The following is a 24,169-nucleotide window of genomic DNA, read 5'->3' on the forward strand; positions in this document are numbered from 1 at the left end:
CGCACGTCCGCCCCGGCCATCGGGCCGAGTGACGGCCCGGCCATCGGGCCGCGCCTCGGGCCGGGCACCGCACCCGGACACCGTGAGGACAGGCGTACGACATGGACTGGCTGACCCGACTCCCCGTCATCGGCCCGCTCGTTCAGCGGTTGATGAGGACCCACGCCTGGCGCTCGTACGAGACGCTCGAACGGGCGCGCTGGACGCGGCTCGCGGCCGCCATCACCTTCATCAGCTTCCTCTCGTTCTTTCCGCTCATCACCGTCGCCGCCGCCATCGGAGCCGCGCTGCTCAGCCAGGAGCAGCTGCGGAAACTGGAGGACAAGCTCGCCGAACAGGTGCCGGGCATCTCCGACCAGCTCAACATCACGGGGCTGGTGGACAACGCCGGCACCGTCGGGATCATCGCCGGTGCGCTACTGCTGCTCACCGGCATCAGCTGGATCGGCTCGATGCGCGAATGCCTGCGCGTGGTCTGGGGCCTCGACGACCAGGAGGAGGGCAACCCGATCGTGCGCAAGGGCAAGGACACGATCGTGCTGCTGGGCCTCGGCGCGGTCGCCCTGGCGTCGTTCGCCGCCTCGTCCCTCGGCTCCACCGCGGTCGGCTGGTCGGCGGACCGGCTCGGCATCGACCGGGGCGGCGCGGGCGGCGTCCTGCTCCAGACCGCCGCCATCGCCGTCGCCGTGCTCGCCGACTTCCTGATGCTGCTGTACGTCCTGACGCTGCTGCCCGGGGTGAAGCCGCCGCGCGGCAGGCTGATCGTGGCCGCGCTGCTCGGCGCGGTCGGCTTCGAGCTGCTGAAGCTGCTGCTCAGCGGCTATATCTCGGGCGTCGCGGCGAAGTCGATGTACGGGGCGTTCGGCGTGCCGATCGCGCTGCTGCTGTGGATCAACTTCACCGCCAAGCTGGTGCTCTACTGCGCCGCCTGGACGGCGACGGAGCCGGGCGCCGACGCGGAGGGGGCGGCTAGCGGAGGGGCAGCCGACGGACCAGATCGGGCAGCGGCCAGCGCCGGTTGACCAGGAACACGGCGCCGGCGAGCAGGACGAGCACCCCGCCCGTGATGGAGAGCGCCACACCGACACCGCTCGAGCCGCTGTCCGAGGCCGTCGAGGCGTTCGCCGGTCCGGGCCGCTCCTTGCCGCCCGCCCCGTCACCGTTTCCGTTCGCCGCGCCTTCCTGCTGCTCGGAACCGCCCGAGGGGTCGGTCCGCGCGGACCTCGGCGGCACCAGCTCACCGACCGGCTCGACCTTCCCGGCCGCCGAGAAGCCCCAGTCGAGGAGGCTGGCGGTCTCCTTGTAGACGGCCTGGCTCTCCTTCGACGACGGGTTCATGACGGTGACCAGCAGCACCCTGCCGTCCCGCTCGGCGACACCGGTGAAGGTCGACCCCGCGTGCGTGGTGTTGCCGTTCTTGACGCCGGCGATGCCCGCGTACGGCTCGACGCCGAGGTCGCCGGTGAGCAGCCGGTTGGTGTTCTGGATCTCGAACGCCTCGCGCTTCTTGCCCGGCTTCTGCTCGCCGGGGAACTTGGCCCGGACGGTCGAGCAGTACTCCCGGAAGTCCTTCTTCTGCAGTCCGCTGCGGGCGATGAGCGTGAGGTCGTACGCGCTCGACACCTGGCCCGGCTCGTCGTAGCCGTCCGGCGTGACCACGTGGGTGTCGAGCGCCTGGAGCTCGTCGGCGTGGTCCTGCATGTCCGCGACCGTCTGGGAGACGCCGCCGTTCATCTCGGACAGGACGTGGACGGCGTCGTTGCCGGAACGGAGGAAGACGCCCAGCCAGAGGTCGTGGACGGAGTAGGTCTGGTTCTCCTTGACCCCGACGAGGCTGCTGCCCTCGCCGACGCCTGTGAGGTCCGTCGGCTTGACCGTGTACTCCTCGTCCTTGGACAGCCTGGGCAGGACCGTGTCCGCGAAGAGCATCTTCATGGTGGAGGCGGGGGGCAGCCGCCAGTGCGCGTTGTGGGCGGCAAGGACGTCACCGCTCTCCGCGTCCGCGACGATCCAGGAACGGCCCGTCAGATTCTTGGGCAGGACGGGCGCGCCGGCCGCGAGTGAGACCTGGGTGCCGGGCTTGCCGAGCAGGGCACCGCCCACGGTGGACATGGCCGACGGCGGATTCGGCACGCTGTTGTCCTGCTTGTTGCGATTGTCTGTCTTATCGGCCTTGCTGAAGTCGACGGCCGCCGTCGCGGGCGCGGCGGTGAGTGCGGGCAGCAACGCGGCGGCGATGACCGTCAATGCGGTCTTCTTAAGAGCAGACACGATCGAGAAAGTACATGGAGTTGACGGCAATATGGTCATCGGCACGGTGACCCGCCGTGAACGCCGCCGGTACAGCCCATCGCGGGCCGCAGCGTCTGGTGCTCCCGCCCGGGGACCCCGCCGCACCGGGGCGCCGGATGCCGGTGATACTGAGGACATGAAGCTCAGCCGTCCCGTCTCCTGGTTCCTGCTCGTGTTCGGGGTGTGGAGCTGGGTCATCTGGATCACTTTCGTCAAAAACCTGTGGCAGGACGCCAGTGGGCTCGCCTTCGACGACGCCGGTGACCCCACTGCGTACTTCTGGGTCCATCTGCTGCTGGCCATCACGTCCTTTCTCCTGGGGACGGCGGTCGGGGTCATCGGGTTGCGCGGCGTGCGCGCATTGCGCCGCGAACGGGATTAGGGAACGGTGCCGTGCTGCTGGTCGTCCTGCTTGTGGTCGCTGTCGTCCTCGCCCTGCTGACGGGCGTGCACTGGTACGTGTGGCGGCGGCTCGTCCGTGACACGACGAGGCGCGGCAGCGCCGCGCGCCGTGCGGGCACCGTGGCGGTGGTCCTGCTGCCGCTGCTCTCGGTGGGGGCGCTGACCTCGGGGCGCGCGGGCGCCCCCTTCTGGCTCGAGCGGATCCTGGCGTGGCCGGGGTACATGTGGCTCGCGACCCTCCTTTATCTGACGCTGGCGCTGGTAGTGACGGAGGCCGTACGGCCGCTGCTGCGGCGGGCGCTGGAGCGGCGGGCGCAGCAACGGCGCGCCGATGCGCGGCCGGCGACCGCCGCCGGTGCGGGCGCCGCTGCCGCCGCGGACGACTCCGCTGCCGGTGCGGGCACCACCGCCGTCGCGACCGCCTCCCTCGCGACCGTCGCCGCCGACGGCGGCACGGAGGCCGACCGGCCCGCGGGCGGCGTGGCGACGGCCGTCGCCGCCGAGGAGCGTCTGACGGACACCGCGGATCGGCAGGCACCTTCGGCACCCTTGGCTCCGGACGCCACAAGCGCCTCGGACGCCCCGGACACGGCGAACGCGTCGGACCGCCCGGCCGGGGCGGAGGCGACCGCCGTCCCGGACACCCCTGCGCAGCCGGAGCTGTCACGGCGGCTCTTCGTCGCCCGTGTCACCGCGGGGGCCGCCGCCGCGGTCGCCGCCGGGACCGTCGGGTACGGGACCTACGGCGTGATGCGCGGGCCCCGTGTGAAGCGGGTCACCGTCCCGCTCGCGAAGCTCGCCCGAGGCGTGCACGGCTACCGCATCGCCGTCGTCAGCGACATCCACCTCGGGCCGATCCTCGGCCGCGCCCACACCCAGCGGATCGTCGACACGATCAACGCCGCCCAGCCCGACCTCGTCGCCGTCGTCGGCGACCTCGTCGACGGCAGCGTCGCCGACCTCGGGCGCGCGGCCGAGCCGTTGGCCCAGCTGAAGGCGCGCGACGGTGCGTACTTCGTCACCGGCAACCACGAGTACTTCTCCGGCGCCGACGCCTGGGTCGACCACGTCCGCGAGCTCGGCCTCACCCCGCTCCGGAACGACCGCGTCGAGATCGCCGGCTTCGACCTCGCGGGCGTCGACGACGTCGCGGGCGAGAGCGAGGGCCAGGGCCCGGACTTCGCGCGGGCGCTGGGCGACCGCGACCGCGGCCGCGCGGCGGTGCTCCTCGCGCACCAGCCGATCGTGATCCACGACGCGGTGCGCCACGGCGTCGACCTCCAGCTGTCGGGGCACACCCACGGCGGCCAGCTCTGGCCCGGCAACTACCTCGCCGAGCTCGCCAACCCGACGGTCGCCGGCCTGGAGCGCTACGGCGACACCCAGCTCTACGTCTCCCGCGGCGCGGGCGCGTGGGGACCCCCGGTCCGCGTCGGCGCCCCCTCCGACATCACCCTCGTCGAACTCGCCTCCCGGGAGGCATGAGCCCCGGCCACGCACCCGCCGTCCGCGCGTTCACCGCCCGCCGACCGGTACGAAGCGGAGCTCTCGACCCGTCCCCTGGGCCACCGCCCCGCTGCCCGCCGGTTGCCGGTCTGCCTCGGCTGGCTCACCTGCCGTGCTCGCTGGTCGTCGGCACGGCGGTTTCACGCGTCGTGGGCGCTCTGAAGGGCCGTCGGCCCGCCGGCCGCCACCCCGCGCGCCACCGGCCGCCGCCCCGCTGCCCCGTAGTCGCGTCGACTGTGTGTCCACCGGGTGCCGGTGTGCCGCTCGTGGGCTCGGCGGTGGCGTCTGACAGCGGTCGGTGGGTTGTTCGTGGGTTCGCCGGATGTGCGGCTGCCATGCGCGTGCCGAGCGGCTGTCGACCTTGCCGCTCACAGGTCGCGTGGCCGCCGCCCTGCCGTATGCCGGCGTGCCGCTCGTGCGCTCACCCGCCGTGCTTGCTGGTCGTTGGCCTGGCGGTTTCACGGGTCGCGCGCCCGTCGTGCGCGCTCTGAAGGGCCGTCGGCCCGCCGGCCGCCGGCTCGTCGCCGCGCCGGGGCGGCAGGGTGACCGTCACCGTGAGGCCCTGGCCGCCGGGTGTGCCGGTCGCCGTTACGGTGCCGGCGTGGGACTCGGCGACCGCCTGGACGATCGACATGCCGAGGCCCGTGCCGGCGCCCGCGCCGTCGGCGCGGAAGAAGCGGTCGAAGATGCGGTCGGCGTCCTCCTGGCGCATGCCCGGGCCGGCGTCGGCGACCGTCAGGCGGACTTCGCCTTCGGCGGAGCGGGACAGCTCGACGCGGACCGGAGCCGACTCCTCCGTGTGGCAGCGGACGTTGGCCAGCAGATTGCCGACGACCTGGCGCAGGCCCTGCTCGTCGCCCTGCACCACCATCGCCCCGGCCGCGCGGACGGTGAGCGGGCGGCGCGGCTGCTGCGCGGCGAGGTCCTCGGCCGCGTCCCGTACCAGCCGGCTCAGATCGACGGGACGCAACCTCAGCCGGGGGCGCTGGTCGAGGCGGGCGAGGGTGAGGAGTTCGTCGACGAGGCGGCTCATCCGGTCGGCCTCGGCGGTCATCCGGGACAGCGCCCGGTCGCGTTCGGCGGGCTCGCCCAGCATCCCCTTGTCCAACAGATGCAGATAGCCGCGGATCGCGGAGAGCGGGGTGCGCAGCTCGTGAGAGGCGTCCGCGACGAAGCGCCGCAGCTGCGCGGCGCTGCGCTCGCGCGTCACATACGCCGATTCGACCTGCTGGAGCATGGAGTTGAGGGCGAGCCGCAGCTGTTCGATCTCGGTGACCGGGTCATGGCGGCCCGGCACCCGCCGGGTCAGGTCGCCCTCGGCGATGGCGGACGCCGTCTCCACCATGTCCTCCAGCGGCCGCAGGGTGCGCCGCGCCCCCATCAGCGTCGCCGCCGCGAGCAGCGCCAGCAGCAGCCCGCCGAAGGCGAAGTCGACCTTGAGGGCGCGCCCCATCGACTGGTGGACGGCCTTGGTGGAGGTCGCCATCAGTACGGTCGTGCCGTCGCCGAGCGAGGCGCCCACCGCCCGGTACGGATCGCCGTCGAGCCGCAGCGTGTCGATCGCGTCGGAGCGGGCGAGGGCATGCGGATCGCCGGCCGCGGCGGCGAGTTCCCGCTGCCGCTCGGTCGGCGCCATCCCGCCGAAGGTGACCGGGCGGCCCTCGGGGCCGACGGCCACGAAGATCGTCTCGGGGCGCGGCAGGGTGCCGGCGCCCGCGTACTCGGGGAGGAGTTTGTCCCTTATCGACGCCAACGCGCTCAGCGACTCGACCTCGTGGAGCGTGAGCGCGGCCCGTTCGAGCCCCTGACGCGAAGCCGTCAGCTCACGGTCGATCGCGTCGAGAAGGTAGTGGCGCAGCCCGAAGAGGCTCACTCCGGTCGCTATCGCGATGCCGAGTGCGAGCAGGACGACGTTGACCAGGGTCAGTTTGGCGCGCAGCGAGTGCGTCCGGTGCCGGGGAAGTCTCATCCCGCGTTCGCCAGTCCGTAGCCGACGCCCCGCCGCGTCATGATCAACGGTGGCCCCAGCGGGTCGAGTTTGCGCCGCAGATAGCTGATGTACGTCTCGACGACCGTCGATTCGGCCGGATGCTCGTACCGCCACACGTGCCGCAGCAGCTGCTCCCTGCTGACGACCGACCCGGCGTTGCGCACCAGGAACCGCAGCAGCGCGTACTCGGTGGGCGTGAGCTCCGCGCTGCGCCCGCCCCTGCGCACGGTGTACGTCGACTCGTCCAGCTCCAGGTCCCCGTGGCGCAGCGGCGGGCGGACCGGCAGCCGGTCGGCGGGCCGGGTGCGGCGCAGCACCGCCCGGACGCGGGCGACGACCTCGTCCACGTTGAACGGCTTGGTGATGTAGTCGTCGCCGAGGCCGAGCCCGCCGACGACGTCGGCCGGCGCGTCGCGTGCGGTGAGGAAGACGAGGCCCGTCTCCGGGTGGGAGGCGCGCAGTTGGCGGGCGATCTCACGGCCGTCGCCGTCCGGGAGCATCACATCGAGCAGCGCGGCGTCGGGGCGCGTCTGCCGTACGGCGTCGGCCGCCTCCCGTACGCTTCCCGCCGTCAGCACCTCGAAGCGGTGGTAGCGCAGGGCGATGGCGAGGACGTCGGCGATGCTCGGCTCGTCCTCGACGATCAGCACGGTCGCGGGCGTCGCTGCTGCATCCGTCATGTCCCCAGTATCCGTAAGGGGAGCGGCCCCGGGCGGGCCGACGGCTTGGAGTTCCCTGAGAGTCCGGTCCGCACCGCCACCCGCCCGCCGCCTCCGCGCCGATGCTGGAGGACCTGGGGCGACCGACGAAGACGAGAGGGGCAGGAATCGTGGCGGGATGGGCACGCTGGTGCTACCGGCACAGACTGGTGGTCCTGGTGCTGTGGGTGGGAGCCCTGTTCGGCCTGGGGGCCGCGAGCAGCGCCGTCGGCACCAACTACGCGAACGTCTTCAGCCTCCCGGACACCGACTCGTCCGAGGCGTACGACCTGATGACACGGGCCTTCCCGGAGCGCTCCGGGGACACGGACACGGTGGTGTGGCGGGTCTCCGGCTCCTCCGGCACGGTCCGCGACACGGCGGTACGCGAGCGGATCGAGCCCGCGCTGCGCGAGATCGCGGCCATGGACGGCGTCGGCGAGGTCGCGAGCCCGTACGGTGCGGGACCCGTGGCCGCCGCGCAGATCAGCGCCGACGGGCGGATCGCCTACGCCCAGGTGACCTTCGCCGAGCAGGCCGACGCCGTACCCAAGGAACTCGTCGAGGAGGTCGTGGCCACCGCGCAGGACGCGGAACGGTCCCGGCTCCAGGTCGAGTTGGGCGGCCAGGCGATCATCAGGACGCAGGAGCCGCCGACCGGGATCGCGGAGGCGGTCGGCATCCTCGCCGCCGCCGTCGTCCTCTTCCTCGCCTTCGGCTCGCTCTTCTCGATGCTGCTGCCGATCGTCGTCGCGGTCTTCGGCGTCGGCACCGGCATGCTGTCGGCCACGCTGCTGTCGCACGTGACCGACGTGCCCGAAGTGGCGCCGCTGCTCGGCTCGTTGATCGGGCTCGGCGTCGGCATCGACTACGCGCTCTTCATCGTCACCCGGCACCGGCGGGCCATCCTGCGCGGCCAGGACCCCGAGGACGCGGCGGTCCTCGCGCTCAACACCTCCGGGCGGGCCGTGCTGTTCGCGGGCGGCACCGTGTGCATCGCGCTCGCCGGCATGCTCGTCATGCGGATGCAGTTCCTCGACGGCGTCGTCGTCGCGACCACGCTGACCGTGGTGCTCAGCGTCCTCGCCGCGGTCACGCTGCTGCCCGCGCTGCTCGGGCTGCTCGGCCCGCGCGTGCTCAGCCGCAGGCAGCGGCGCCGGCTGGCCGCGAACGGCCCGGAGCCGGAGGAGTCGAACGGCGCCGCGGCCCGCTGGTCGGCCGCCGTGCAGCGCAGGCCGCAGGCGGTCGCGGCCGTCGCCGTCGTGGTGATGGCCGCGCTGGCCGTGCCGGTGCTGTCGCTGCGCCTCGGCGCGACCGACCAGGGCAACCACCCGGAGACACGGACGACCCGGCAGGCGTACGACCTGCTCGCGGAGGGCTTCGGGCCCGGCTTCAACGGGCCGTTGCAGATCGTCGCCGAACAGCCGGACGCGACGGGCCTGGTGGAGCGGGTACGGGACGTGGACGGCGTAGCGCAGGTCGTGGCGCTGCCCGTGCCGCCGGAATCCGGCCTGTCGGTGATCCAGGTGGTCCCGACGACGTCGCCGCAGTCCGAGGAGACCGACGACCTCATCGACACGCTGCGGGAGCAGGTCATCCCGGCGTCGGGCGTCGAGGCCCATGTCGGCGGGGTCACCGCGGTCTTCAAGGACTTCGCGGCAGTGACGGGGGAGCGGTTGCCGGCCTTCGTCGCCACGATCATCGCCCTCGGGTTCCTGCTGCTGCTGATCGCGTTCCGTTCGCTGGTCGTGCCGCTGACGGCCGCGCTGATGAACCTGATCGCGGCGGCGGCGTCGTTCGGTGTGCTGGTGGCGATCTTCCAGTGGGGCTGGGGGGCGGAGCTGCTGGGCATCGGCAAGGAGGGGCCGATCACGTCCTTCCTGCCGGTCATCATGCTGTCGCTGCTCTTCGGGCTCTCCATGGACTACCAGGTGTTCCTGGTGAGCCGGATGCACGAGGAGTGGGTGCACTCCCGTGACAACGCGCGGGCGGTGCGGATCGGGCTCGCCGAGACGAGCCGGGTCATCAACTGCGCGGCGCTCATCATGATCTGCGTCTTCAGCGCCTTCGTGCTGAGCGGCGACATGGAGGGCGCGATGGCCGGCATCGGGCTCGCGGCGGCGGTGGCGCTGGACGCGTTCATCCTGCGGACGGCGCTGGTGCCGGCGGCGATGCACCTGCTGGGGCGCTCCAACTGGTGGCTGCCCGGCTGGCTGGAGCGGCGCCTGCCGCATCTGGCGGTCGAACCGCGGGAGGAGGAGCCACGCCAGTCGGAGCCGGTGGCGGCCCCGGCCGTCGAGGCCGTCGACGCCGAGGAGCCCGCCCCGTGCGGAGTCTCCGTCGTGCACGGCTTCGTACGCTCCGAGGAGGGCGAGCCGGTGGCGGACGCCGTGCTCACCCTGATCTCGGCGGGCGGCAGGCAGCTCGACCGGGTGGGGTCCCTCGCGGACGGCTCGTACATCCTGGCCGCGCCGTGCGCCGGGTCGTATCTGCTGGCCGTGCGGGCGCGGGGGTACGAGGCGGGGGCCCGCCACATCAGGACCGGCGACGAGCCGCTCGTCCAGGACCTGGTGCTGGCCGAGGAGGAGGTGGGCTCACGCCCCCTTGCCTGAGCTGCCGCGCTTGGGCTTGCCCGAGGCGGCCATGCCCGCGGCGGTGGGCATGAAGTCCCTGAGCAGGTCGTGCACCTCGGTGACGAGCGGCCGCAGGATGCGGAAGCGGGAGAGGGAGATCGCGCGGGCCGTGACCGGCGCGAGGCGTTCGACGAGCCGGCGGCTGTTGGCGCAGCCGTCGGAGCGGTCGTACACCCAGAACAGGACGAGCCCCATCTGCTGGAGCCACAGCAACTGCGGCAGCTTGTCGGCCAGTTCGGGGTCGACCTTGACGGCGGCCCCGGCCAGGACCCGCCGGTGGACGTCGATCGCCGCCTGGCGCGGGCCCTCGGACTCGGGCGAGAAGGGGCTGAGCGGGCTGTCCGGGTCGGCGGCGTTCTTGAAGAACTGGGATGCGAACTCGTGGTACGGCTCCGCGATGTCGAGCCAGCCGAGCAGGACCCCGCGGATGCGTGCCGTGAGGTCCTTCTCGCCGCCGTCGAGGATGTCCGCGACCGCCGCCTGGTGCTGCTCGGCGATCCGGTCGTAGAAGCCCTGGACCAGGTGCTCCTTGGAGGCGAAGTAGTAGTACGCGTTGCCTACGGAGACGCCGGCCTCCTGGGCGATGGCCCGCATCGTCGTCTTGTCGTAACCGCGTTCCTGGAAGAGCCGGAGCGCGGTTTCGAGGATGAGGGTGCGGGTCTGCTCGCTCTTGGCAGGCTTGGCGGACTGGTCCTGCTGCTCGTCCTTGACGTCGTTCACGGTGACCGAGCCTAACCGGGCGGGGCCGGCAGCTCGCACCGGCCGTCCGCGCAGGCGGCCGCGGCCGCCGGTCCCGTGGTCGCCTCCCGGTACTTGGCGGCGGCGAGCACGGTCACCCGGGCGAAGGGCGCCCCCGCCGGAGTCGCCAGCCAGTGGGCCTTGGGCCGGTGCTCGGCCAGGGCCCAGAGGCAGACGATCCAGGCGGCGGTGGACCGGTACACCTGGCCCCGGTCCCCGATCACGGTGATCTCCCGCAGGGTGCTCTCGTGATCGAGCTCCGGGAAGCGGCGCCGCGCCTCCGCCGACGCCGCGGGCACGAGGTCGAGCGGGACGAGCCGGCGCTGCCGCAGCAGCCAGTCGCGCAGATGGACGCAGAGCGAGCAGTGTGCGTCGTACAGCACGGTCAGCCGCTTCACCGGTACCCCCATCGCCGGCTCACGCCCCCGCTGCGGGCGCCGCCCAGGGGCCCTTGTCGCCGGTCCCGGTCCATCCCTGCGGCGGGACGGGCGGCGTCTGCTCGCGCTCCATCACGCCGCGCCGGCGGATCTTGTTGAGGACGTAGACGTTGAGCAGGTGCATCACCCCGAGCGCGAGCAGCACCACTCCGAGCTTGACGGACAGCGCTTCGAAGAGCCCGCGCGCGTCGGTGACGGCCTCGTCCTGGCCGAGGTAGAGCGCGACGAAGCCGAGGTTGACGAGGTAGAAGCCCACCACCAGCAGGTGGTTGACGGCATCGGCGAGCTTCTCGTTCCCGTGCAGCACGTCGGCGAGGAAGATCCGTCCGTTCCGGCTGAGCGTGCGGGCCACCCAGATGGTGAGCGCGACGCTGATCAGCAGATAGATGGCATACGCGATGACAGTGAGGTCCATTCCCCACCCTCCCTTGAACGCGTTCAAAAGGTCTTGTCATGGACTGTAGACCTCTTCTTGAACATGTTCAAGTGGGTTCGGGTGAGGGGAGGCGCCGCGGGAACGACGAAGGCCCCACCCGTCGGAAGCGACGGGTGGGGCCTCGGCCCGTACTGCCTACATGCTCAGCGAGCGGGCGTAGTTGATCTGACCCATGACCCAGTGCAGTGTCTCCGGGCCGGTCGCCGGGATCATCGTCGTGTGGTGGCGGCCGCCGCTGGTGACGCTGATCTGGATGAAGCCGGTCGTCCGCTTCTCCTTCATCAGCAGGAAGAAGAGTCCCACCAGGCACAGCAACGAGAAGACCACCGCCAGGACGACGGCATGCGTGGGGATGCGCTCCTCCGTGCGGGACATGTCGACGGCGTTCCAGACCGCGCCCTTGAGCGGCAGCGTCCCGTTGGGAGTCACGATCGCGTCCTGGAGGACGGTGATGTCCCCGATCGCCAGCAGCGGCACACCCGGGCCGGCGCCCATCGGCGCGAGCGGGGCAGACGGGGCGATCGGGGCAGGCGGGGGCTGGGGGTAGCCGTAGCCGAAGGCGCCGTCGTAGGGGTGGGGCGGCTGCGCCGGGCCCCACTGGTAGTCGCCGCCGTCCGGGTAGGGGGTCGGCTGGTTCATCTGGTCCCCGTTCTCACATGCCAAAGGCCCGTTTCCGTACGGTGAGCGTACAGAAACGGGCCCGTGGCGCAGAGTGAAAACCTTCGCTCAGAAGCGGCGGGTGATCAGCGCGCGCTTGACCTCCTGGATCGCCTTCGTGACCTCGATGCCACGCGGGCAGGCGTCCGTGCAGTTGAAGGTCGTGCGGCAACGCCACACGCCGTCCTTGTCGTTGAGGATCTCCAGGCGCTGCTCGCCCGCCTCGTCACGCGAGTCGAAGATGAAGCGGTGCGCGTTGACGATCGCGGCCGGGCCGAAGTACTGGCCGTCGTTCCAGAACACGGGGCAGGACGACGTGCACGCGGCGCACAGGATGCACTTGGTGGTGTCGTCGAAGCGCTCGCGGTCCTCCGCGGACTGGAGCCGCTCACGCGTCGGCTCGTTGCCCGTCGTCACCAGGAACGGCATGACGTCCCGGTACGCCTGGAAGAACGGCTCCATGTCCACGACGAGGTCCTTGAGGACCGTCAGGCCCTTGATGGCCTCGACCGTGATCGGCTTCTCCGGGTTGATGTCCTTGATCAGCGTCTTGCAGGCGAGCCTGTTCTTGCCGTTGATCCGCATCGCGTCGGAGCCGCAGATGCCGTGCGCGCAGGAGCGCCGGAAGGTCAGCGAGCCGTCGACATCCCACTTGATCTTGTGGAGACCGTCGAGCACGCGCTCCTTCGGGTCGATCTCGATCTGGAAGTCCTGCCACTCCGCCTCGGCCGAGACCTCGGGGTTGAAGCGGCGGATCCGGAAGGTGACCGTAATGTACGGGGACGCGGGCTCCGCAGGGACCGCGTCGCTCTTCTCCAGTACGGGGGTAGCCATCAGTACTTACGCTCCATCGGCTGGTAGCGGGTCTGGACGACGGGCTTGTAGTCGAGACGCACGGTCTCGGTGCCGTCGGCGCCGACCTCGCGGTACGCCATGGTGTGGCGCATGAAGTTGACGTCGTCGCGGTTCGGGAAGTCCTCGCGGTAGTGACCGCCGCGGGACTCCTTGCGGGCCAGCGCCGATACGGCCATGACTTCGGCCAGGTCGAGCAGGTTGCCCAGCTCGATGGCCTCCAGCAGATCCGTGTTGAACCGCTTGCCCTTGTCCTGGACGGACACGTTCTTGTAGCGCTCGCGCAGTTCGGCGATCTTCTCGACGGCCGTCTTGATGGTCTGCTCCGTGCGGAACACCATCACGTTCGCGTCCATCGTCTCCTGGAGCTCACGGCGCAGCTCGGCGACCCGCTCGCGGCCCGTGGAGCCGCGCAGCCGCTCGACCTGCTGCTCCACCAGGGAGGCCGGGTTCTCCGGCAGGTCGACGTAGTCGGCCTTGGCCGAGTACTCCGCGGCGGCGATGCCGGCGCGGCGCCCGAACACGTTGATGTCGAGCAGCGAGTTGGTGCCGAGGCGGTTGGCGCCGTGCACGGACACGCAGGCGACCTCGCCGGCGGCGTACAGACCCGGGACGACGGTGGTGTTGTCGCTGAGGACCTCACCCTCGACATTGGTCGGGATGCCGCCCATCGCGTAGTGCGCGGTCGGCTGGATCGGGATCGGGTCCGTGTAGGGCTCGATGCCGAGGTACGTCCGCGCGAACTCGGTGATGTCCGGGAGCTTGGCGTCGAGCTGCTCCGGCGGCAGGTGGGTGAGGTCCAGGAAGACGTGGTCGCCCTCCGGACCGCAGCCGCGGCCCTCGCGGATCTCCGTGTAGATGGAGCGCGAGACGACGTCACGCGAGGCGAGGTCCTTCATGACGGGCGCGTACTTCTCCATGAAGCGCTCGCCGTCCTTGTTGCGGAGGATGCCGCCCTCGCCGCGGGCGCCCTCCGTCAGGAGGATGCCCATGCGCCAGATGCCCGTGGGGTGGAACTGGAAGAACTCCATGTCCTCCAGGGGCAGCCCGCGCCGGTAGCAGGCGGCCTGGCCGTCACCGGTCAGGGTGTGCGCGTTCGACGTCACCTTGAAGAACTTGCCGGTGCCGCCGGAGGCGTAGATGACGGCCTTCGCCTGGAAGACGTGGATCTCGCCGGTGGCCAGCTCGTAGGCGACCACACCGGCCGACTTCTTGACGCCGTCGACCTCGGTGATGAGCTGGTCGAGGACGTAGAACTCGTTGAAGAACTCCACGCCCTCCTTGACGCAGTTCTGGTACAGCGTCTGGAGGATCATGTGGCCGGTGCGGTCCGCGGCGTAGCAGGACCGGCGGACCGGGGCCTCGCCGTGGTTGCGGGAGTGGCCGCCGAAGCGGCGCTGGTCGATGGTGCCGTCCGGCGTCCGGTTGAACGGCAGGCCCATCTTCTCCAGGTCGAGGACGGCGTCGATGGCCTCCTTCGCCAGGATCTCCGCGGCGTCCTGGTCGACCAGGTAGTCACCGCCCTTGACCGTGTCGAAGGTGTGCCACTCCCAGTTGTCCTCCTCCACGTTGGCCAGCGCGGCGGCCATACCGCCCTGCGCGGCGCCCGTGTGGGAGCGGGTGGGGTAGAGCTTGGTCAGCACGGCGGTGCGGCTGCGCTTCGTCGCCTCGATGGCGGCGCGCATACCGGCGCCGCCCGCGCCGACGATGACGGTGTCGTACTTGTGAATCTTCATGAGTGGAACCTCAGCCCCGTGCCTAGCGGATGTTCGGGTCGAAGGTGAAGATCACCAGCGTGCCCAGAAGGATGGTGAACACCGTGGCGGTGTACAGCAGGCCCTTGAGCCATAGGCGCGTGTTCGGCCGCTCCGCGTAGTCGTTGATGACGGTACGGAGGCCGTTGGCGCCGTGCAGCATCGCCAGCCACAGCATCAGCAGGTCCCAGACCTGCCAGAACGGGGACGCCCAGCGGCCCGCCACGAAGGCGAAGCCGATCTTGGAGACGCCGCCGTCCAGCACGAGCTGGATGAGCAGGTGGCCGATGACGAGGACGACGAGGACGACACCGGACAGGCGCATGAAGAGCCACGCGGCCATCTCGAAGTTGCCGCGGGTCGACTTCGGGGTCCTCGTGGTGCGCTTGCGCGGCGCCTCGATGACCGGGGCGGGGTTGTCGGCGTCGTAGAGGCCGACGCCCTCGACGGCGCCGATCGCGGAAGAGGTCTCAGCAGACATGTCTGGCGTCAGCTCCCGAACAGTTCACGTGCGGCGTGGCCGAGGACCGGGTAGATCGCGCCCACCATCAGCACGAGCCAGATGCCCATGACGGTCCAGAGCATCTGCTTCTGGTAGCGCGGGCCCTTGGACCAGAAGTCCACGGCGATGACCCGGAGGCCGTTGAGCGCGTGGAAGAGGATGGCGGCGACGAGGCCGTACTCCAGCAGCGCGACGATCGGATTCTTGTACGTCGCCACAACCTCGTCGTACGCCTCGGGGGAGACGCGGACGAGAGCGGTGTCCAGCACGTGTACGAACAGGAAGAAGAAGATGAGGACGCCGGTGACTCGATGAGCCACCCAGGACCACATACCTTCCCGGCCGCGGTACAGCGTTCCAGCCGGCACGGAAAAACCCTCCGGGAGCGGGGATTGGAGCCGGCCGCCAGCGTTCTACCAAAGGTGACAGCTCTGTCGGTCTGGCCCGGCCGGGTACGGTCCACCGGCCCCGGCCATCGTAGCGACGAGTTGTCGGTTCCCTCGCGCGGGGTCGTTATGTGTGATCAAACAGGCACGGACGGGCTATCGGAGCCGGTTCCGGCTCTTCCGGGCGGTCGGCGACCAGGTGCGCCAGCCGGGCGCGGGCCAGTCTGCGCAGCTCGTCCGCGGCGACCACCCGCTCCTCGTCCGGATCGTTGCCGAGTCGTGAGCGGATCGCGGCCAGCACCTGATCGGGCTGCTCGTCCGGGTGGAAGCCGTCCAGGCTGATGACGAAGGCGTGGCCGAAGCGGCTCTCGTAGGCGCTGAGGGCGGCGCGCAGCGCGGTGTGCGCGGCGGCGGGGGCGCCGGGGTGCAGGGCGGGGGAGCACTCGTCGCGCAGGGCCTCGTCGAGGTCGGCGGTGCCCAGGTCGTAGCCGGCCTCGTCGGCGGCGGCGAGGAGGGCGTCCAGATCCGGGTAGGGGCGGTGGGCCACGATCCGCCGGCCCCAGCGGCGGCTTCCGCAGCAGGCGAGGAGCGCCGCTTCGGCCGCACCCGACGGGGCGGTGTTGAAGCGGTCCAGTCCGGGCAGGAGCGGCGCGGGACGGGAGGGCCCGGCCGGCGCCGGGATCCGCAGGACGCCGGTGCGGCCGGTGTGCGATTCGCTGGACAGCGTGGGCTCCTCGGCGGACAGCGTGGGTCCCTCGGCGCCTGGGACGGGCATTCGGGACGGCTGGGGAAGGAGAGGGGAGTGGGCTTCACGCTATCGACACGCGCGGGGAGCTGTCCGACGGATGCGCGAATTTCACCCGGAAGGGATCCTTCCGGTGCGGATGATAGACGATCCCGACCGACATCGCCCGGTTCATCTGGATTGGAGATACTTCATCGGGAAGAGGAGGCTGAAGGGATGATCTGGCAGTCCACGCGCGCACGGGCCGGTCGCGCCCGGCTCACCGCCCCGGCGGCCGCCGCCGCCCTCGCCGCGCTGACCGCGGTGGTGTCCTGCTCCTCCGGCGCCGGGGGCGGCGCGGACGGCGGTTCACCGGGGGGCGTACGAGGTCAGGCGCAGCCCCCCGCGGCCGTCACCCCCTCGCCCACACCGTCCCCCACGAAGACCTATCCGCTCTCCACGGCGCCCCGCACCATCCCCTCCGTGCGCACCCACGAAGCGGCGCGCGGCCCCGGCTGGCGGCCCGGCCCCGGCAGCGCCGTCGTCGTCGCCAAGGGCAGCGAGGTGCTCGCCGACGAGGCACGGCTGCTCTCGCAGGAGCTGAAGACCGGCGTCCGCAACGGCGGCCCGGTCCGCGCCGGGGACGTCGAGCTGGCCCTCGGCTCCGCCGCACCGGACCCGGCATCGGCGGCCCCGGAGTCGTACACCCTCACCACCCGCGACAACCGGGTCCGGATCACCGGGCCCGACGAGGCCGGCGTCTTCTACGGCACCCGCACCCTGAAGCAGGCCGTCCGCTCGGGCGGCGCCATGCCCGAGGGCGTCGTCCGCGACCGGCCCGACCGGCCCCAGCGCGGCCTCAACGTCGACATCGCGCGCAAGCACTACACGGCGGGCTGGATCGAGGCCCGGCTGCGCGAGATGGCCGACCTCAAGCTCAACCAGCTCGGCCTGCACTTCTCCGACGACCAGGGCTTCCGCATCGCCTCCGACTCGCACCCCGAGGTCGTCTCCGCGCAGCACCTCTCCAAGGAGGAGGTGCGCCGGATCATCGCCCTCGCGCAGAGCCTGCACATCACGGTCGTGCCCGAGATCGACTCGCCGGGGCACCTGGGCGCGGTCATGAAGGCCCATCCGCAGCTCCAGCTCCGCAACATCAACGGCGTGCCGCGCCAGGGCGCCGTCGACATCTCGAACCCCGAGTCGGCGCGGATCGTGGACGATCTGCTGCGCGAGTACTCCGGGCTCTTCCCCGGCCGCTGGTTCCACATCGGCGCCGACGAGTACCAGGCGCTGACCGTGCGCGACCCCGAGAGCTCGTACCCGCAGCTCGCCCGCGCGGCGCAGCAGCGGTTCGGCCCGGGGGCCCGCGTCCAGGACCTGGCGACCGGCTGGCTGAACGACCGGGCGGCGGTGGTGCGGGGGCAGCAGAAGCAGCCCAAGGCGTGGAACGACGGGTTCTTCCGCGGCGGCGTCGTCTCCGGCGACAAGAATGTCGAGGTCGAGTACTGGACCGGTAAGGAGCTCGGGTCGCGCGAGCCGCAGGAATACCTGGCCGAGGGCCGCAAGGTCGTCAACCTCAACGACGAGTACCTCTACTACGTGCTCGGCGAGCCGAACGAGTTCACGTACCCCACCGGCCGCCGCATCTACGAGCAGTGGACACCGCTGGTGCTGCGCGGCACGACCGCCGTCCCCGCGCGCTACTCCTCGCAGATCCTCGGCGGCCGGCTCGCGATCTGGAGCGACCTCGCCGGGGCGCAGACCCAGGAGCAGGTGGCGGCGGGCGTCCGGATGCCACTGCGCGCGGTGGCGCAGAAGCTGTGGACGCCGGGTCAGCCGCCGCTCGACTGGGCGGGGTTCACGGCGCTGTCGGACCGGCTGGGCTGAGGTCCGGGGCCGCGGCCGGGCCGAGCTGGGCTGAGGTCAGGCACGGCTGCCGGGTGGCCGTGCCGGCCCGGCGGTCGGCTACCGGCCGCTCACGAGGGCCCGGCGGTGCGCTCGTTGAACACCTCGACCGGGCACTTCGCCGATCTGGCGGCCGCACCGTCCTTGATCCGCCCATCGGTCGTCACCAGCGGTACGGCGAACCCCTCCGCCAGAGCCACGTATACGGCGTCGTAAGCGGACAGGTTCACGTAGAGCTCCCGAACGCGCGGCAGCAACGGCATGTGCTCAAGCCGTCGCACCGGCAGCATCGTGAAGGCCGTCAGCGCGGCGTCCAGCTCCGAGTCGGTGAGTTTCCCGCCCCGGTGCCGGCCGAGCAGCGCTGAGGTCACCTCGACGTCCACCAAGTACGGGGCGACCAGGCGTTCGCCCTGGACGCGGGTGCGGACGGCTTCGCCCACGGGTCCGGAATCGGCGAGGAGCATCACCAGTGCTCCGGCGTCCACGACGATCACTCGTGCCGCCTTCCGCGCCCGATGGCCTCCAGCACCTCGTCCGTGGACAGCCGCGCCGTGGCCTGCTCGCGGATGCGAGCGACGACGTCCTCGAGAGCGGGGGTCGCCGCCTCTTCCTCCAGCAGCGTCCGGGCATAGGCCTGGAGCGACTGCCGGTTGCGGGCAGCTCTGATCTTCAGCTCGGTGAGCGCTTCCTCGGACAGGTCCCGTACATAGAGAGTCGCCATGCCATCATTCTAGCCGCATTGCGACAACTTTGCTGGCATCGGATGCTGGGCGTGGGCGTGGGCGTGGGCGTGGGCGCAGTGCCGGTGGGCCGAGTTCCAGTGCCCCGTGTGAGTCCGCGCGAATCGCGGTGGGCGGGTGTCGCGCGGGCCGCGTAGGGTCCGCTGCGGCCGGGGCGGACCGTGTCGCCGCGGAGGGCATGATCGCCGGCGCCGTGCTCGATGTCGCGGCGGCCGTGTTCGTGATCCTCTTCGTCAGGAAGGTGACGGGGATGCAGCACACCAGGGCCACCGTGCCGGTGCCGATGCCGCCTCCGGTCCCGGCGCCGCCGGTGTCGGCACCCGCCGGAGGATGATCCTGGCCGGATTTATCGCCACCAACGACGCGATGTGCGACAGCCGGTGCAGGGTGATGCCTTTTTCCGCCGTTCGCACCGCGTCCAACGGTCCGGCATTTCAGGCGAGTCCGGCATCATCCCGGCGCCCGGGTGACGATTTCGCGCCATGGGACGCAGTAAGGGGCGTACGGTGGTCCGCACCCGACGGGAGGCGTCGATGGACGTGGTGGAAATGATCGCCTCGGCGGACGAGCGGAGCCTGGCCGCGAGCGGTCTGGCCTGCCTCGACCGCTGTCTGCCGTTGCTGGCCGACGAGACCGATGTGCTGCGCCCGCTCTGGGCGGGTATCGCCGCGGGCGAGGACGGCTGGGCGGACCGGCTGGCGACCGCCAGAGCGGCGCTGGACGAGACGCCCGTCGCCGACGAAGCGGCCGCTCCGGTACGGCGGATGATCGGTGCCGCGCCCTCGGAGTGGGCCGTGGGGCCGCTCGCCGAATGGGCCACGGCCTGCTCGTCGCTGGCCCTCGAACTGCACCAGGACCTGGACCCGTCGGGCGGTGCCGAAGGCCCGCTCGTGGCCGGCGAGCAGCGCCGCCAGATCCAGATCCTGGAGGTCCTCTCGGCCACCCCGGGCGGCGCGGGGCTGCGCCGGGCCCTGGACCTCTCGCTGGAAGGGCAGCGCGTGTTGCGCGCCGCCCTGTCCCGCCGTGCGAGGGCCGCCCAGGGCGCGTCCTGAGCGGCGATTCCGGGGCTCGTCCGGCGTCTTGTCCGGCACAGCGCCGGGCGGGCCATGCCGGGCAGTCGAGGCCGGGCACGCGCTCCCCGTAGCCCTTCGGACGCGGGAGGTGCCTCCGTGCCGCGCGGTCGTTGGTCGTCGGTCGCCGATGCTGCGCATGGCCCCTGCCTCCGCCTGACGTTCGCAGGCACCGGACGCCGCGCTTCTCGCCCTGCGGGCGGGTGGCGCTGGGTGTCGGGCTGTCTTTTCTCAGGGCCTGTTGACCCGCGGGGCCGCCGCCCGGACGATCCCGTCCGGGCTGCCGTCCGCCACGACCACGCCCCCGGCGACGAGTTCGGCGTACCCGTCGCCGTCGGTGTCCCGCGCCGCGAAGGACGGACCGAGGTTCCGCAGCCCTTCGACGGTGGGCGCGCCAGTGGTGGTGAGCCCGGCGGGGGAGCCGTGGAAGGTGGCGATGCCGCTGCCGGTCCACACCGCGAGGTCGTCGTACCCGTCGCCGTTGAGGTCGCCCGCGGCGACGGCCCGCCCGCCGGCGCCGTGCAGGACGGCGGGGGTCGCGGTCGCCGGGCCGCGTTTGGTGCCCCGCAGCAGGACGAGGGGCGCGTCGCCCGCCGCCGTACGGTAGGTGACGGCGGCGTCCTCGTACCCGTCCGCGTCGAAGTCGCCGGTCGCGGCGTCCGCGGCGGGGGCGTCGGTGGCGGGTTCCTCGTCCCAGCCGGTGCCGGAATCCGTATCCGTATCCGTATCGGCAACAGCGTCGGTGTCGGTGTCGGCTTCGGCTCCGGCGTCGGATCCGTCCGGGACGAGGCCGGAGGCGGACGCCGACGCCAGCGCGCGGATCTTGGGCAGGTCGGCGTACAGATGGTCGCCGGGGCAGTCGGTCGCCGAGCCGTCGCGATGCCCGGAGATCCGCTTGAGCGTGGCCGTCTCCCCGGCCTCGAACTTGCCGTTGTCGGTGGCCGCGGTCAGCCGGACGGACCCCGCCGGGTCGAGCCCGTAGAGCCCGAGCTTCCAGGCGGCGACCGTCGCGACCGCCTGCCGTACGGCCGGAACCGTCGTGGCCGTCATGTAGTCGCCGAGGACCGAGATGCTGCTCGTGTCGGTGTTGAAGCCCGCGGTGTGCGCGCCCTGGACGGGCTTGTCGATGCCGCCCGCGCGCCCCTCGAAGACCTTGCCGCACTTGTCGACGAGGAAGTGGTAGCCGATGTCGTTCCAGCCCTGGCTCTTGACGTGGTACGTGAAGATGCCGCGGACGATGGAGGCCGAGTCGGCGCACGTGTAGGAGTTGGTGCCCGCGGTGTGGTGGACGAAGACGGCCTTGGTCGTGCGGTTGTACCGGGGCGGGTCGAGGACCATCGACTCGTCGGCGCCCCAGCCCGCGCGCATCGTCATGGCGGGGGCGCCCGCCGGTGCTTCCGCGCGTGTCGCCGCCGGCAGCCGCACGTCCTCGGCGCCCTCCGGGTCGACCAGGTCGACGCGCAGGCCCTCCGGCAACGCGTCGCCGGTGGCCCGCAGCTGGATGCCGTCGGACGGCCCGGTCCACAGCGGCGAGGTCCCGCCGCGCATCGTGGTGTCCGCCCGCTCGGTCCCCGACTCGTTCTCCGACGCAGTCCCTGACGCAGTCCCCGACTCGGGTCCCGACTCGGGCGCGCGGACGTCGGCGTCGAGCGCCTGCCAGTCGGACCAGGTGCGCGTCCTGCTGTCCCGGGTGCGGACCTCGGCGGTGCCGCCCAGCTCGGCGTACGGGTCGTCCCAGGTCAGGCCGATCAAGCTGAACGGCTGCGTGGTGCGGGCGGGGATCGTGCGCTCCGTCGGGTCGTCGCCGTCGGGCACGGGCACGGTGTGCACGTCGCCGCCCTTCGCGGACGCGGGCGCGGGCGTCGGCGGCGAGGAGGTGGGAGCGACCGGCACGGCGGGCCCCGCGGGCCCTGCGAGGGCGATCCCCACGGCGACGGAGGCGGCGAGCACGGCGTTACGTGAGCGCCTCAGGGCGCGGCTTCTCATGGTGCGCGAGCATACGGAGCAACTCCCGCCATACAGGGGCGACCCGGCCCGGACTGTGCAGATGATCGCCCGAAATGAGGAGGTGATTGACGGGCAGTCAGGGGCTCGTGCGGCGGCGTCAGGGGTGCGTCAGACGGCGACAGAGGTGCGTCGGGCGGCGACAGGGGGCATCAGAGGGACTTCAAGGGCCGGTTCACCTCGTTCGGTCCAAGATCCGAGGATTGTCCGCTCGATGGTCCGGTTCTTCGCGGGCGTGCTATACCTTCGCCCGCTTCCGGGGGACGGCCGGAGCGGCGGTCACCCCCGTGAATGCACCGGGGCGCTTCGTGATGCCCGCATGCCGTGTGCCGTTCCTCGCTCGACACTTGGAGGAATGTGTGACGGGACGACAGCTGTCCTCATCTCGATCCGCCCTCGGCCGCGGCGGCACGGCAGCCGTGGCCGCCCTCGTGCTCGCCGCCGGGGCCGTGCCCCTGCTCGCCTCCGAGGCGCGCGCCGGTGCGAAGGACGACCCGGCAGGACTCACCCTTCCCGCCCCCGACCGCTACGCGCCGGTCGAGGACACGCTGTACCTGGCCGGGGACACCGGCTATCTCCACCGCCGTGCGACGGGCGACGGGTCGACGGCCCCGTACCAGTGGCGCGGTTACGACGGCACGGAACGGACCGTCGAGAACTTCACCGGTACGCTCCCCGGCCAGTACGGCCACTACGCCGCCGGCAGCGACACCCTCCCCGTCCCGAACGGCGCGAGCGGAGTGGTGCAGCTGCGCGATCCGGCGACCGGCGAGTCCACGGCGCTGACCGTGCCGGACGGGCAGTACACGGCCGCCTCCTTCGGGAACACCGTGCTGACGTTCACGTACAACGAGGTGTGGCAGGTCGACAAACTGCACATCCTGCGGACGACCGACGGCGTGACCGGCGATATCACGGTGGAGCCGCCGGAGGGCCTGCGCTTCGACAGGCAGCCCGTGCTGGCCGGGGACGGCCGCCATGCGCTCGTACGGTTCCTCCACGCCTACGAGATCGGCCTGATCGACCTCGCCACCGGCAGTCTCACCCGGATCGCCGCCCATCCCTGGACCGATGACCCGGTCAAGCTCCAGGCGGCGCTCTCGCCCACACACATCGCCTGGTACCAGCAGGGCTCCGGGCAGGCCCGGGTGGTGCGCCGGGACGACCCGACCGGGACCCAGACCGCCGTCACCGTGCCGACCGGCCCGGACGGAACCTCCGCCGTCGGACTGGCCGGTGACTGGCTGCTCACCTCCTCCCGCGTCCCGTCGCCGGGCCTCGGCGGCCCGCTGTACGCCAGCCCGCTCGACGGCGGCGCGGCGCGCACCCTGCTCGCCCACGCGCAGGACGACCTCGTGCAGATCCCCGGCGGCGGAGCCGTCGTGGTCGGCGGCGCCGCCTCCGGCGACTGGGCGGTGCGCCGCGTCGAGACCGCGTCCGACGGCGCCCCGGTGCTCCGTACGCTCGCCGAGGTGCCGGCCAGGCCGGCCGTCGTCCGCGGCATCTCGCTGGCCGGCGGGCACCTGGTCACCAGGGAGCTGGACAGCGCGGCGCGGCCCGCCTACCAGACGCGCCAGATCACGCTCGGCACGAGCCCCGCGGCGGGTCCGCGCTCCGAGCTCGCCGACGCCCCGCTGAACGACGCCTACGGCCAGCCGCTCGGCACCGGCGACGGCGGCCTGCTGCACATGCGGTACGACGCCGAGGCACAGCGCGACGTGCTCGTACGGACCACGGCGTCCGGCGCGACCACGGAGACGCTCCCCTTCGACCGCCCCGCTCCGGAGAGCTCCGGACTCGGACTCCGCGACACGGACGGTCGGTACGCGCTCTACGGCGGCGGCAACGAACGCGTCGTCATCGACCTCGACGCTCCCGGCGGCGGCACGGTCGTGCACACCGTGAACCAGTCCGCCGCCGCCCTCTGGGACGGCGACCTGTGGACCACGAACGGCGCGTGGGGCGAGATCGAGTCCCGCGACCTGGCGACCGGCGCAGTGACCCGGCTCTCCGTGGGCGCCGACTGCCAGATCATGGACATGCAGGCCGTCGGGCGCTGGGTGTACTGGGACTGCCTGATGCCCAACAGCACCGGCAACCCCGCCGAGTACCCCTTCGGCGTCCACGACCTGGCCACCGGCAAGGACATCAGCCTGCCCGCGCGCGGCAAGCTCGGGAACGGCTTCGTCGTCACCCACGACAAGTCCGCGGGCGAGCTGCGCCTCACCGACTTCCACACCGGAACGGCCACGGCGCCGCGGGTCCTCGGCCTCCTGCCCGCCCTGCCCGGCGCGGCGATGTGGAAGAACCACGACGTCGACAAGTTCGGCGGCGACGTGGCCTGGCTGGACGCCGACGGGACCGCCCACGCGGCCCCCGGCGGCGTACCCGGCCGGCCCGTCACGGTGGACGACCCGCGCTGATCCCGCCCGTCGAGGCA

23 protein-coding genes are annotated in these 24,169 nt (G+C 72.0%); 8 read left to right on the forward strand and 15 right to left on the reverse strand.

The window, feature by feature from the left end; genetic code table 11:
* The first annotated feature begins 101 nt into the window (after positions 1–101).
* A complete protein-coding gene (locus KK483_RS22120) occupies positions 102–1,022 on the forward strand; it encodes a YihY/virulence factor BrkB family protein (protein WP_262006940.1) in 921 nt (306 codons plus the stop codon).
* Here the strand turns inward: KK483_RS22120 and KK483_RS22125 are convergent.
* The gene (locus KK483_RS22125; protein WP_399014479.1) at positions 970–2,271 is read right to left on the reverse strand and encodes a D-alanyl-D-alanine carboxypeptidase family protein; all 1,302 of its coding nucleotides are present in this window, start codon (positions 2,269–2,271) and stop codon (positions 970–972) included. The genes KK483_RS22120 and KK483_RS22125 overlap by 53 nt on opposite strands.
* A gap of 157 nt (positions 2,272–2,428) precedes the next feature.
* Between KK483_RS22125 and KK483_RS22130 the strand changes: the two genes are divergently transcribed.
* Together KK483_RS22130 and KK483_RS22135 are read left to right on the forward strand one after the other, a co-directional pair.
* A complete protein-coding gene (locus KK483_RS22130; protein ID WP_262006942.1) occupies positions 2,429–2,674 on the forward strand; it encodes an SCO4848 family membrane protein in 246 nt (81 codons plus the stop codon).
* Positions 2,675–2,688: 14 nt separating this feature from the next.
* Complete coding sequence (locus KK483_RS22135; RefSeq protein WP_262009633.1) at positions 2,689–4,179, forward strand: metallophosphoesterase; 1,491 nt, start codon at positions 2,689–2,691, stop codon at positions 4,177–4,179.
* 442 nt (positions 4,180–4,621) lie between these two features.
* On the opposite strand, the gene KK483_RS22140 is transcribed toward KK483_RS22135, so the two are convergent.
* Together KK483_RS22140 and KK483_RS22145 are read right to left on the reverse strand one after the other, a co-directional pair.
* Positions 4,622–6,169 carry a cell wall metabolism sensor histidine kinase WalK gene (locus KK483_RS22140; protein WP_262006943.1) on the reverse strand — a complete coding sequence of 516 codons (1,548 nt, stop codon included), beginning with the start codon at positions 6,167–6,169 and terminating at the stop codon, positions 4,622–4,624.
* Positions 6,166–6,870, reverse strand: coding sequence for a response regulator transcription factor (locus tag KK483_RS22145; RefSeq protein ID WP_262006944.1), 705 nt, complete (start codon positions 6,868–6,870; stop codon positions 6,166–6,168). Before KK483_RS22145 ends, KK483_RS22140 begins: the two co-directional genes overlap by 4 nt.
* Positions 6,871–7,019: 149 nt before the next feature.
* Here KK483_RS22145 and KK483_RS22150 point away from each other — a divergent pair, with 149 nt between their 5' ends.
* Positions 7,020–9,500, forward strand: a complete 2,481-nt coding sequence (locus tag KK483_RS22150) for an MMPL family transporter (RefSeq protein ID WP_262006945.1) — start codon at positions 7,020–7,022, stop codon at positions 9,498–9,500.
* Here KK483_RS22150 and KK483_RS22155 read toward each other — a convergent pair.
* The 9 genes from KK483_RS22155 to KK483_RS22195 form a co-directional block, all read right to left on the reverse strand.
* Positions 9,483–10,241 (reverse strand): TetR family transcriptional regulator, encoded by a 759-nt coding sequence (locus tag KK483_RS22155; RefSeq protein WP_262006946.1) that lies wholly within the window; start codon positions 10,239–10,241, stop codon positions 9,483–9,485. The two genes, KK483_RS22150 and KK483_RS22155, sit on opposite strands and share 18 nt — an antisense overlap.
* An 11-nt stretch (positions 10,242–10,252) precedes the next feature.
* On the reverse strand, positions 10,253–10,669 hold the full coding sequence (locus tag KK483_RS22160; RefSeq protein ID WP_262006947.1) for a thiol-disulfide oxidoreductase DCC family protein: 417 nt from the start codon (positions 10,667–10,669) through the stop codon (positions 10,253–10,255).
* A 7-nt stretch (positions 10,670–10,676) separates the two neighbouring features.
* Complete coding sequence (locus KK483_RS22165; RefSeq protein ID WP_262006948.1) at positions 10,677–11,111, reverse strand: hypothetical protein; 435 nt, start codon at positions 11,109–11,111, stop codon at positions 10,677–10,679.
* A gap of 156 nt (positions 11,112–11,267) precedes the next feature.
* Positions 11,268–11,771, reverse strand: coding sequence for a hypothetical protein (locus KK483_RS22170; protein ID WP_262006949.1), 504 nt, complete (start codon positions 11,769–11,771; stop codon positions 11,268–11,270).
* Positions 11,772–11,858: 87 nt separating this feature from the next.
* On the reverse strand, positions 11,859–12,623 hold the full coding sequence (locus tag KK483_RS22175; protein ID WP_262006950.1) for a succinate dehydrogenase iron-sulfur subunit: 765 nt from the start codon (positions 12,621–12,623) through the stop codon (positions 11,859–11,861).
* Positions 12,623–14,377, reverse strand: a complete 1,755-nt coding sequence (sdhA, locus tag KK483_RS22180) for a succinate dehydrogenase flavoprotein subunit (protein ID WP_262006951.1) — start codon at positions 14,375–14,377, stop codon at positions 12,623–12,625. Before sdhA ends, KK483_RS22175 begins: the two co-directional genes overlap by 1 nt.
* 22 nt (positions 14,378–14,399) lie before the next feature.
* Positions 14,400–14,876: a succinate dehydrogenase hydrophobic membrane anchor subunit gene (locus KK483_RS22185; protein WP_262006952.1), complete on the reverse strand. Its 477-nt coding sequence runs from the start codon at positions 14,874–14,876 to the stop codon at positions 14,400–14,402.
* Between the two features lie 8 nt (positions 14,877–14,884).
* Complete coding sequence (gene sdhC, locus KK483_RS22190) at positions 14,885–15,265, reverse strand: succinate dehydrogenase, cytochrome b556 subunit (protein WP_262006953.1); 381 nt, start codon at positions 15,263–15,265, stop codon at positions 14,885–14,887.
* Positions 15,266–15,410: 145 nt separating this feature from the next.
* Positions 15,411–15,971, reverse strand: coding sequence for a 2-oxo-4-hydroxy-4-carboxy-5-ureidoimidazoline decarboxylase (locus KK483_RS22195; RefSeq protein ID WP_399016141.1), 561 nt, complete (start codon positions 15,969–15,971; stop codon positions 15,411–15,413).
* Positions 15,972–16,244: 273 nt separating this feature from the next.
* Here KK483_RS22195 and KK483_RS22200 point away from each other — a divergent pair, with 273 nt between their 5' ends.
* Positions 16,245–17,897: a glycoside hydrolase family 20 protein gene (locus tag KK483_RS22200; protein ID WP_262006955.1), complete on the forward strand. Its 1,653-nt coding sequence runs from the start codon at positions 16,245–16,247 to the stop codon at positions 17,895–17,897.
* A gap of 89 nt (positions 17,898–17,986) precedes the next feature.
* Here KK483_RS22200 and KK483_RS22205 read toward each other — a convergent pair whose 3' ends face one another.
* Both KK483_RS22205 and KK483_RS22210 read right to left on the reverse strand, forming a co-directional pair.
* The gene (locus tag KK483_RS22205) at positions 17,987–18,409 is read right to left on the reverse strand and encodes a type II toxin-antitoxin system VapC family toxin (protein WP_262006956.1); all 423 of its coding nucleotides are present in this window, start codon (positions 18,407–18,409) and stop codon (positions 17,987–17,989) included.
* Positions 18,406–18,636, reverse strand: a complete 231-nt coding sequence (locus KK483_RS22210) for a FitA-like ribbon-helix-helix domain-containing protein (protein ID WP_262006957.1) — start codon at positions 18,634–18,636, stop codon at positions 18,406–18,408. Before KK483_RS22210 ends, KK483_RS22205 begins: the two co-directional genes overlap by 4 nt.
* A 197-nt stretch (positions 18,637–18,833) precedes the next feature.
* On the opposite strand from KK483_RS22210, the gene KK483_RS22215 reads away from it, so the two are divergent.
* Positions 18,834–18,989 carry a hypothetical protein gene (locus KK483_RS22215; protein ID WP_262006958.1) on the forward strand — a complete coding sequence of 52 codons (156 nt, stop codon included), beginning with the start codon at positions 18,834–18,836 and terminating at the stop codon, positions 18,987–18,989.
* A 199-nt stretch (positions 18,990–19,188) separates the two neighbouring features.
* Positions 19,189–19,707 carry a hypothetical protein gene (locus tag KK483_RS22220; protein WP_262009634.1) on the forward strand — a complete coding sequence of 173 codons (519 nt, stop codon included), beginning with the start codon at positions 19,189–19,191 and terminating at the stop codon, positions 19,705–19,707.
* Between the two features lie 249 nt (positions 19,708–19,956).
* Here KK483_RS22220 and KK483_RS22225 read toward each other — a convergent pair whose 3' ends face one another.
* Complete coding sequence (locus KK483_RS22225) at positions 19,957–21,711, reverse strand: N-acetylmuramoyl-L-alanine amidase (RefSeq protein ID WP_262006959.1); 1,755 nt, start codon at positions 21,709–21,711, stop codon at positions 19,957–19,959.
* A 377-nt stretch (positions 21,712–22,088) separates the two neighbouring features.
* Here KK483_RS22225 and KK483_RS22230 point away from each other — a divergent pair, with 377 nt between their 5' ends.
* The gene (locus KK483_RS22230; RefSeq protein ID WP_262006960.1) at positions 22,089–24,152 is read left to right on the forward strand and encodes a hypothetical protein; all 2,064 of its coding nucleotides are present in this window, start codon (positions 22,089–22,091) and stop codon (positions 24,150–24,152) included.
* Positions 24,153–24,169 lie beyond the last annotated feature (17 nt).

It is taken from the genome of Streptomyces sp. FIT100, from assembly GCF_024584805.1.
Taxonomy (GTDB): domain Bacteria; phylum Actinomycetota; class Actinomycetes; order Streptomycetales; family Streptomycetaceae; genus Streptomyces.

Excerpts from the sequence above, each read along its gene's own strand:
- KK483_RS22120 (WP_262006940.1), top strand. The coding sequence starts at position 102 with ATGGACTGGCTGACCCGACTCCCCGTCATCGGCCCGCTCGTTCAGCGG.
- KK483_RS22130 (WP_262006942.1), top strand. The coding sequence starts at position 2,429 with ATGAAGCTCAGCCGTCCCGTCTCCTGGTTCCTGCTCGTGTTCGGGGTG.
- KK483_RS22140 (WP_262006943.1), bottom strand. The coding sequence starts at position 6,169 with ATGAGACTTCCCCGGCACCGGACGCACTCGCTGCGCGCCAAACTGACC.
- KK483_RS22145 (WP_262006944.1), bottom strand. The coding sequence starts at position 6,870 with ATGACGGATGCAGCAGCGACGCCCGCGACCGTGCTGATCGTCGAGGAC.
- KK483_RS22160 (WP_262006947.1), bottom strand. The coding sequence starts at position 10,669 with ATGGGGGTACCGGTGAAGCGGCTGACCGTGCTGTACGACGCACACTGC.
- KK483_RS22165 (WP_262006948.1), bottom strand. The coding sequence starts at position 11,111 with ATGGACCTCACTGTCATCGCGTATGCCATCTATCTGCTGATCAGCGTC.
- KK483_RS22170 (WP_262006949.1), bottom strand. The coding sequence starts at position 11,771 with ATGAACCAGCCGACCCCCTACCCGGACGGCGGCGACTACCAGTGGGGC.
- KK483_RS22175 (WP_262006950.1), bottom strand. The coding sequence starts at position 12,623 with ATGGCTACCCCCGTACTGGAGAAGAGCGACGCGGTCCCTGCGGAGCCC.
- sdhA (WP_262006951.1), bottom strand. The coding sequence starts at position 14,377 with ATGAAGATTCACAAGTACGACACCGTCATCGTCGGCGCGGGCGGCGCC.
- KK483_RS22185 (WP_262006952.1), bottom strand. The coding sequence starts at position 14,876 with ATGTCTGCTGAGACCTCTTCCGCGATCGGCGCCGTCGAGGGCGTCGGC.
- KK483_RS22200 (WP_262006955.1), top strand. The coding sequence starts at position 16,245 with ATGATCTGGCAGTCCACGCGCGCACGGGCCGGTCGCGCCCGGCTCACC.
- KK483_RS22210 (WP_262006957.1), bottom strand. The coding sequence starts at position 18,636 with ATGGCGACTCTCTATGTACGGGACCTGTCCGAGGAAGCGCTCACCGAG.
- KK483_RS22215 (WP_262006958.1), top strand. The coding sequence starts at position 18,834 with ATGATCGCCGGCGCCGTGCTCGATGTCGCGGCGGCCGTGTTCGTGATC.
- KK483_RS22220 (WP_262009634.1), top strand. The coding sequence starts at position 19,189 with ATGGACGTGGTGGAAATGATCGCCTCGGCGGACGAGCGGAGCCTGGCC.
- KK483_RS22225 (WP_262006959.1), bottom strand. The coding sequence starts at position 21,711 with ATGAGAAGCCGCGCCCTGAGGCGCTCACGTAACGCCGTGCTCGCCGCC.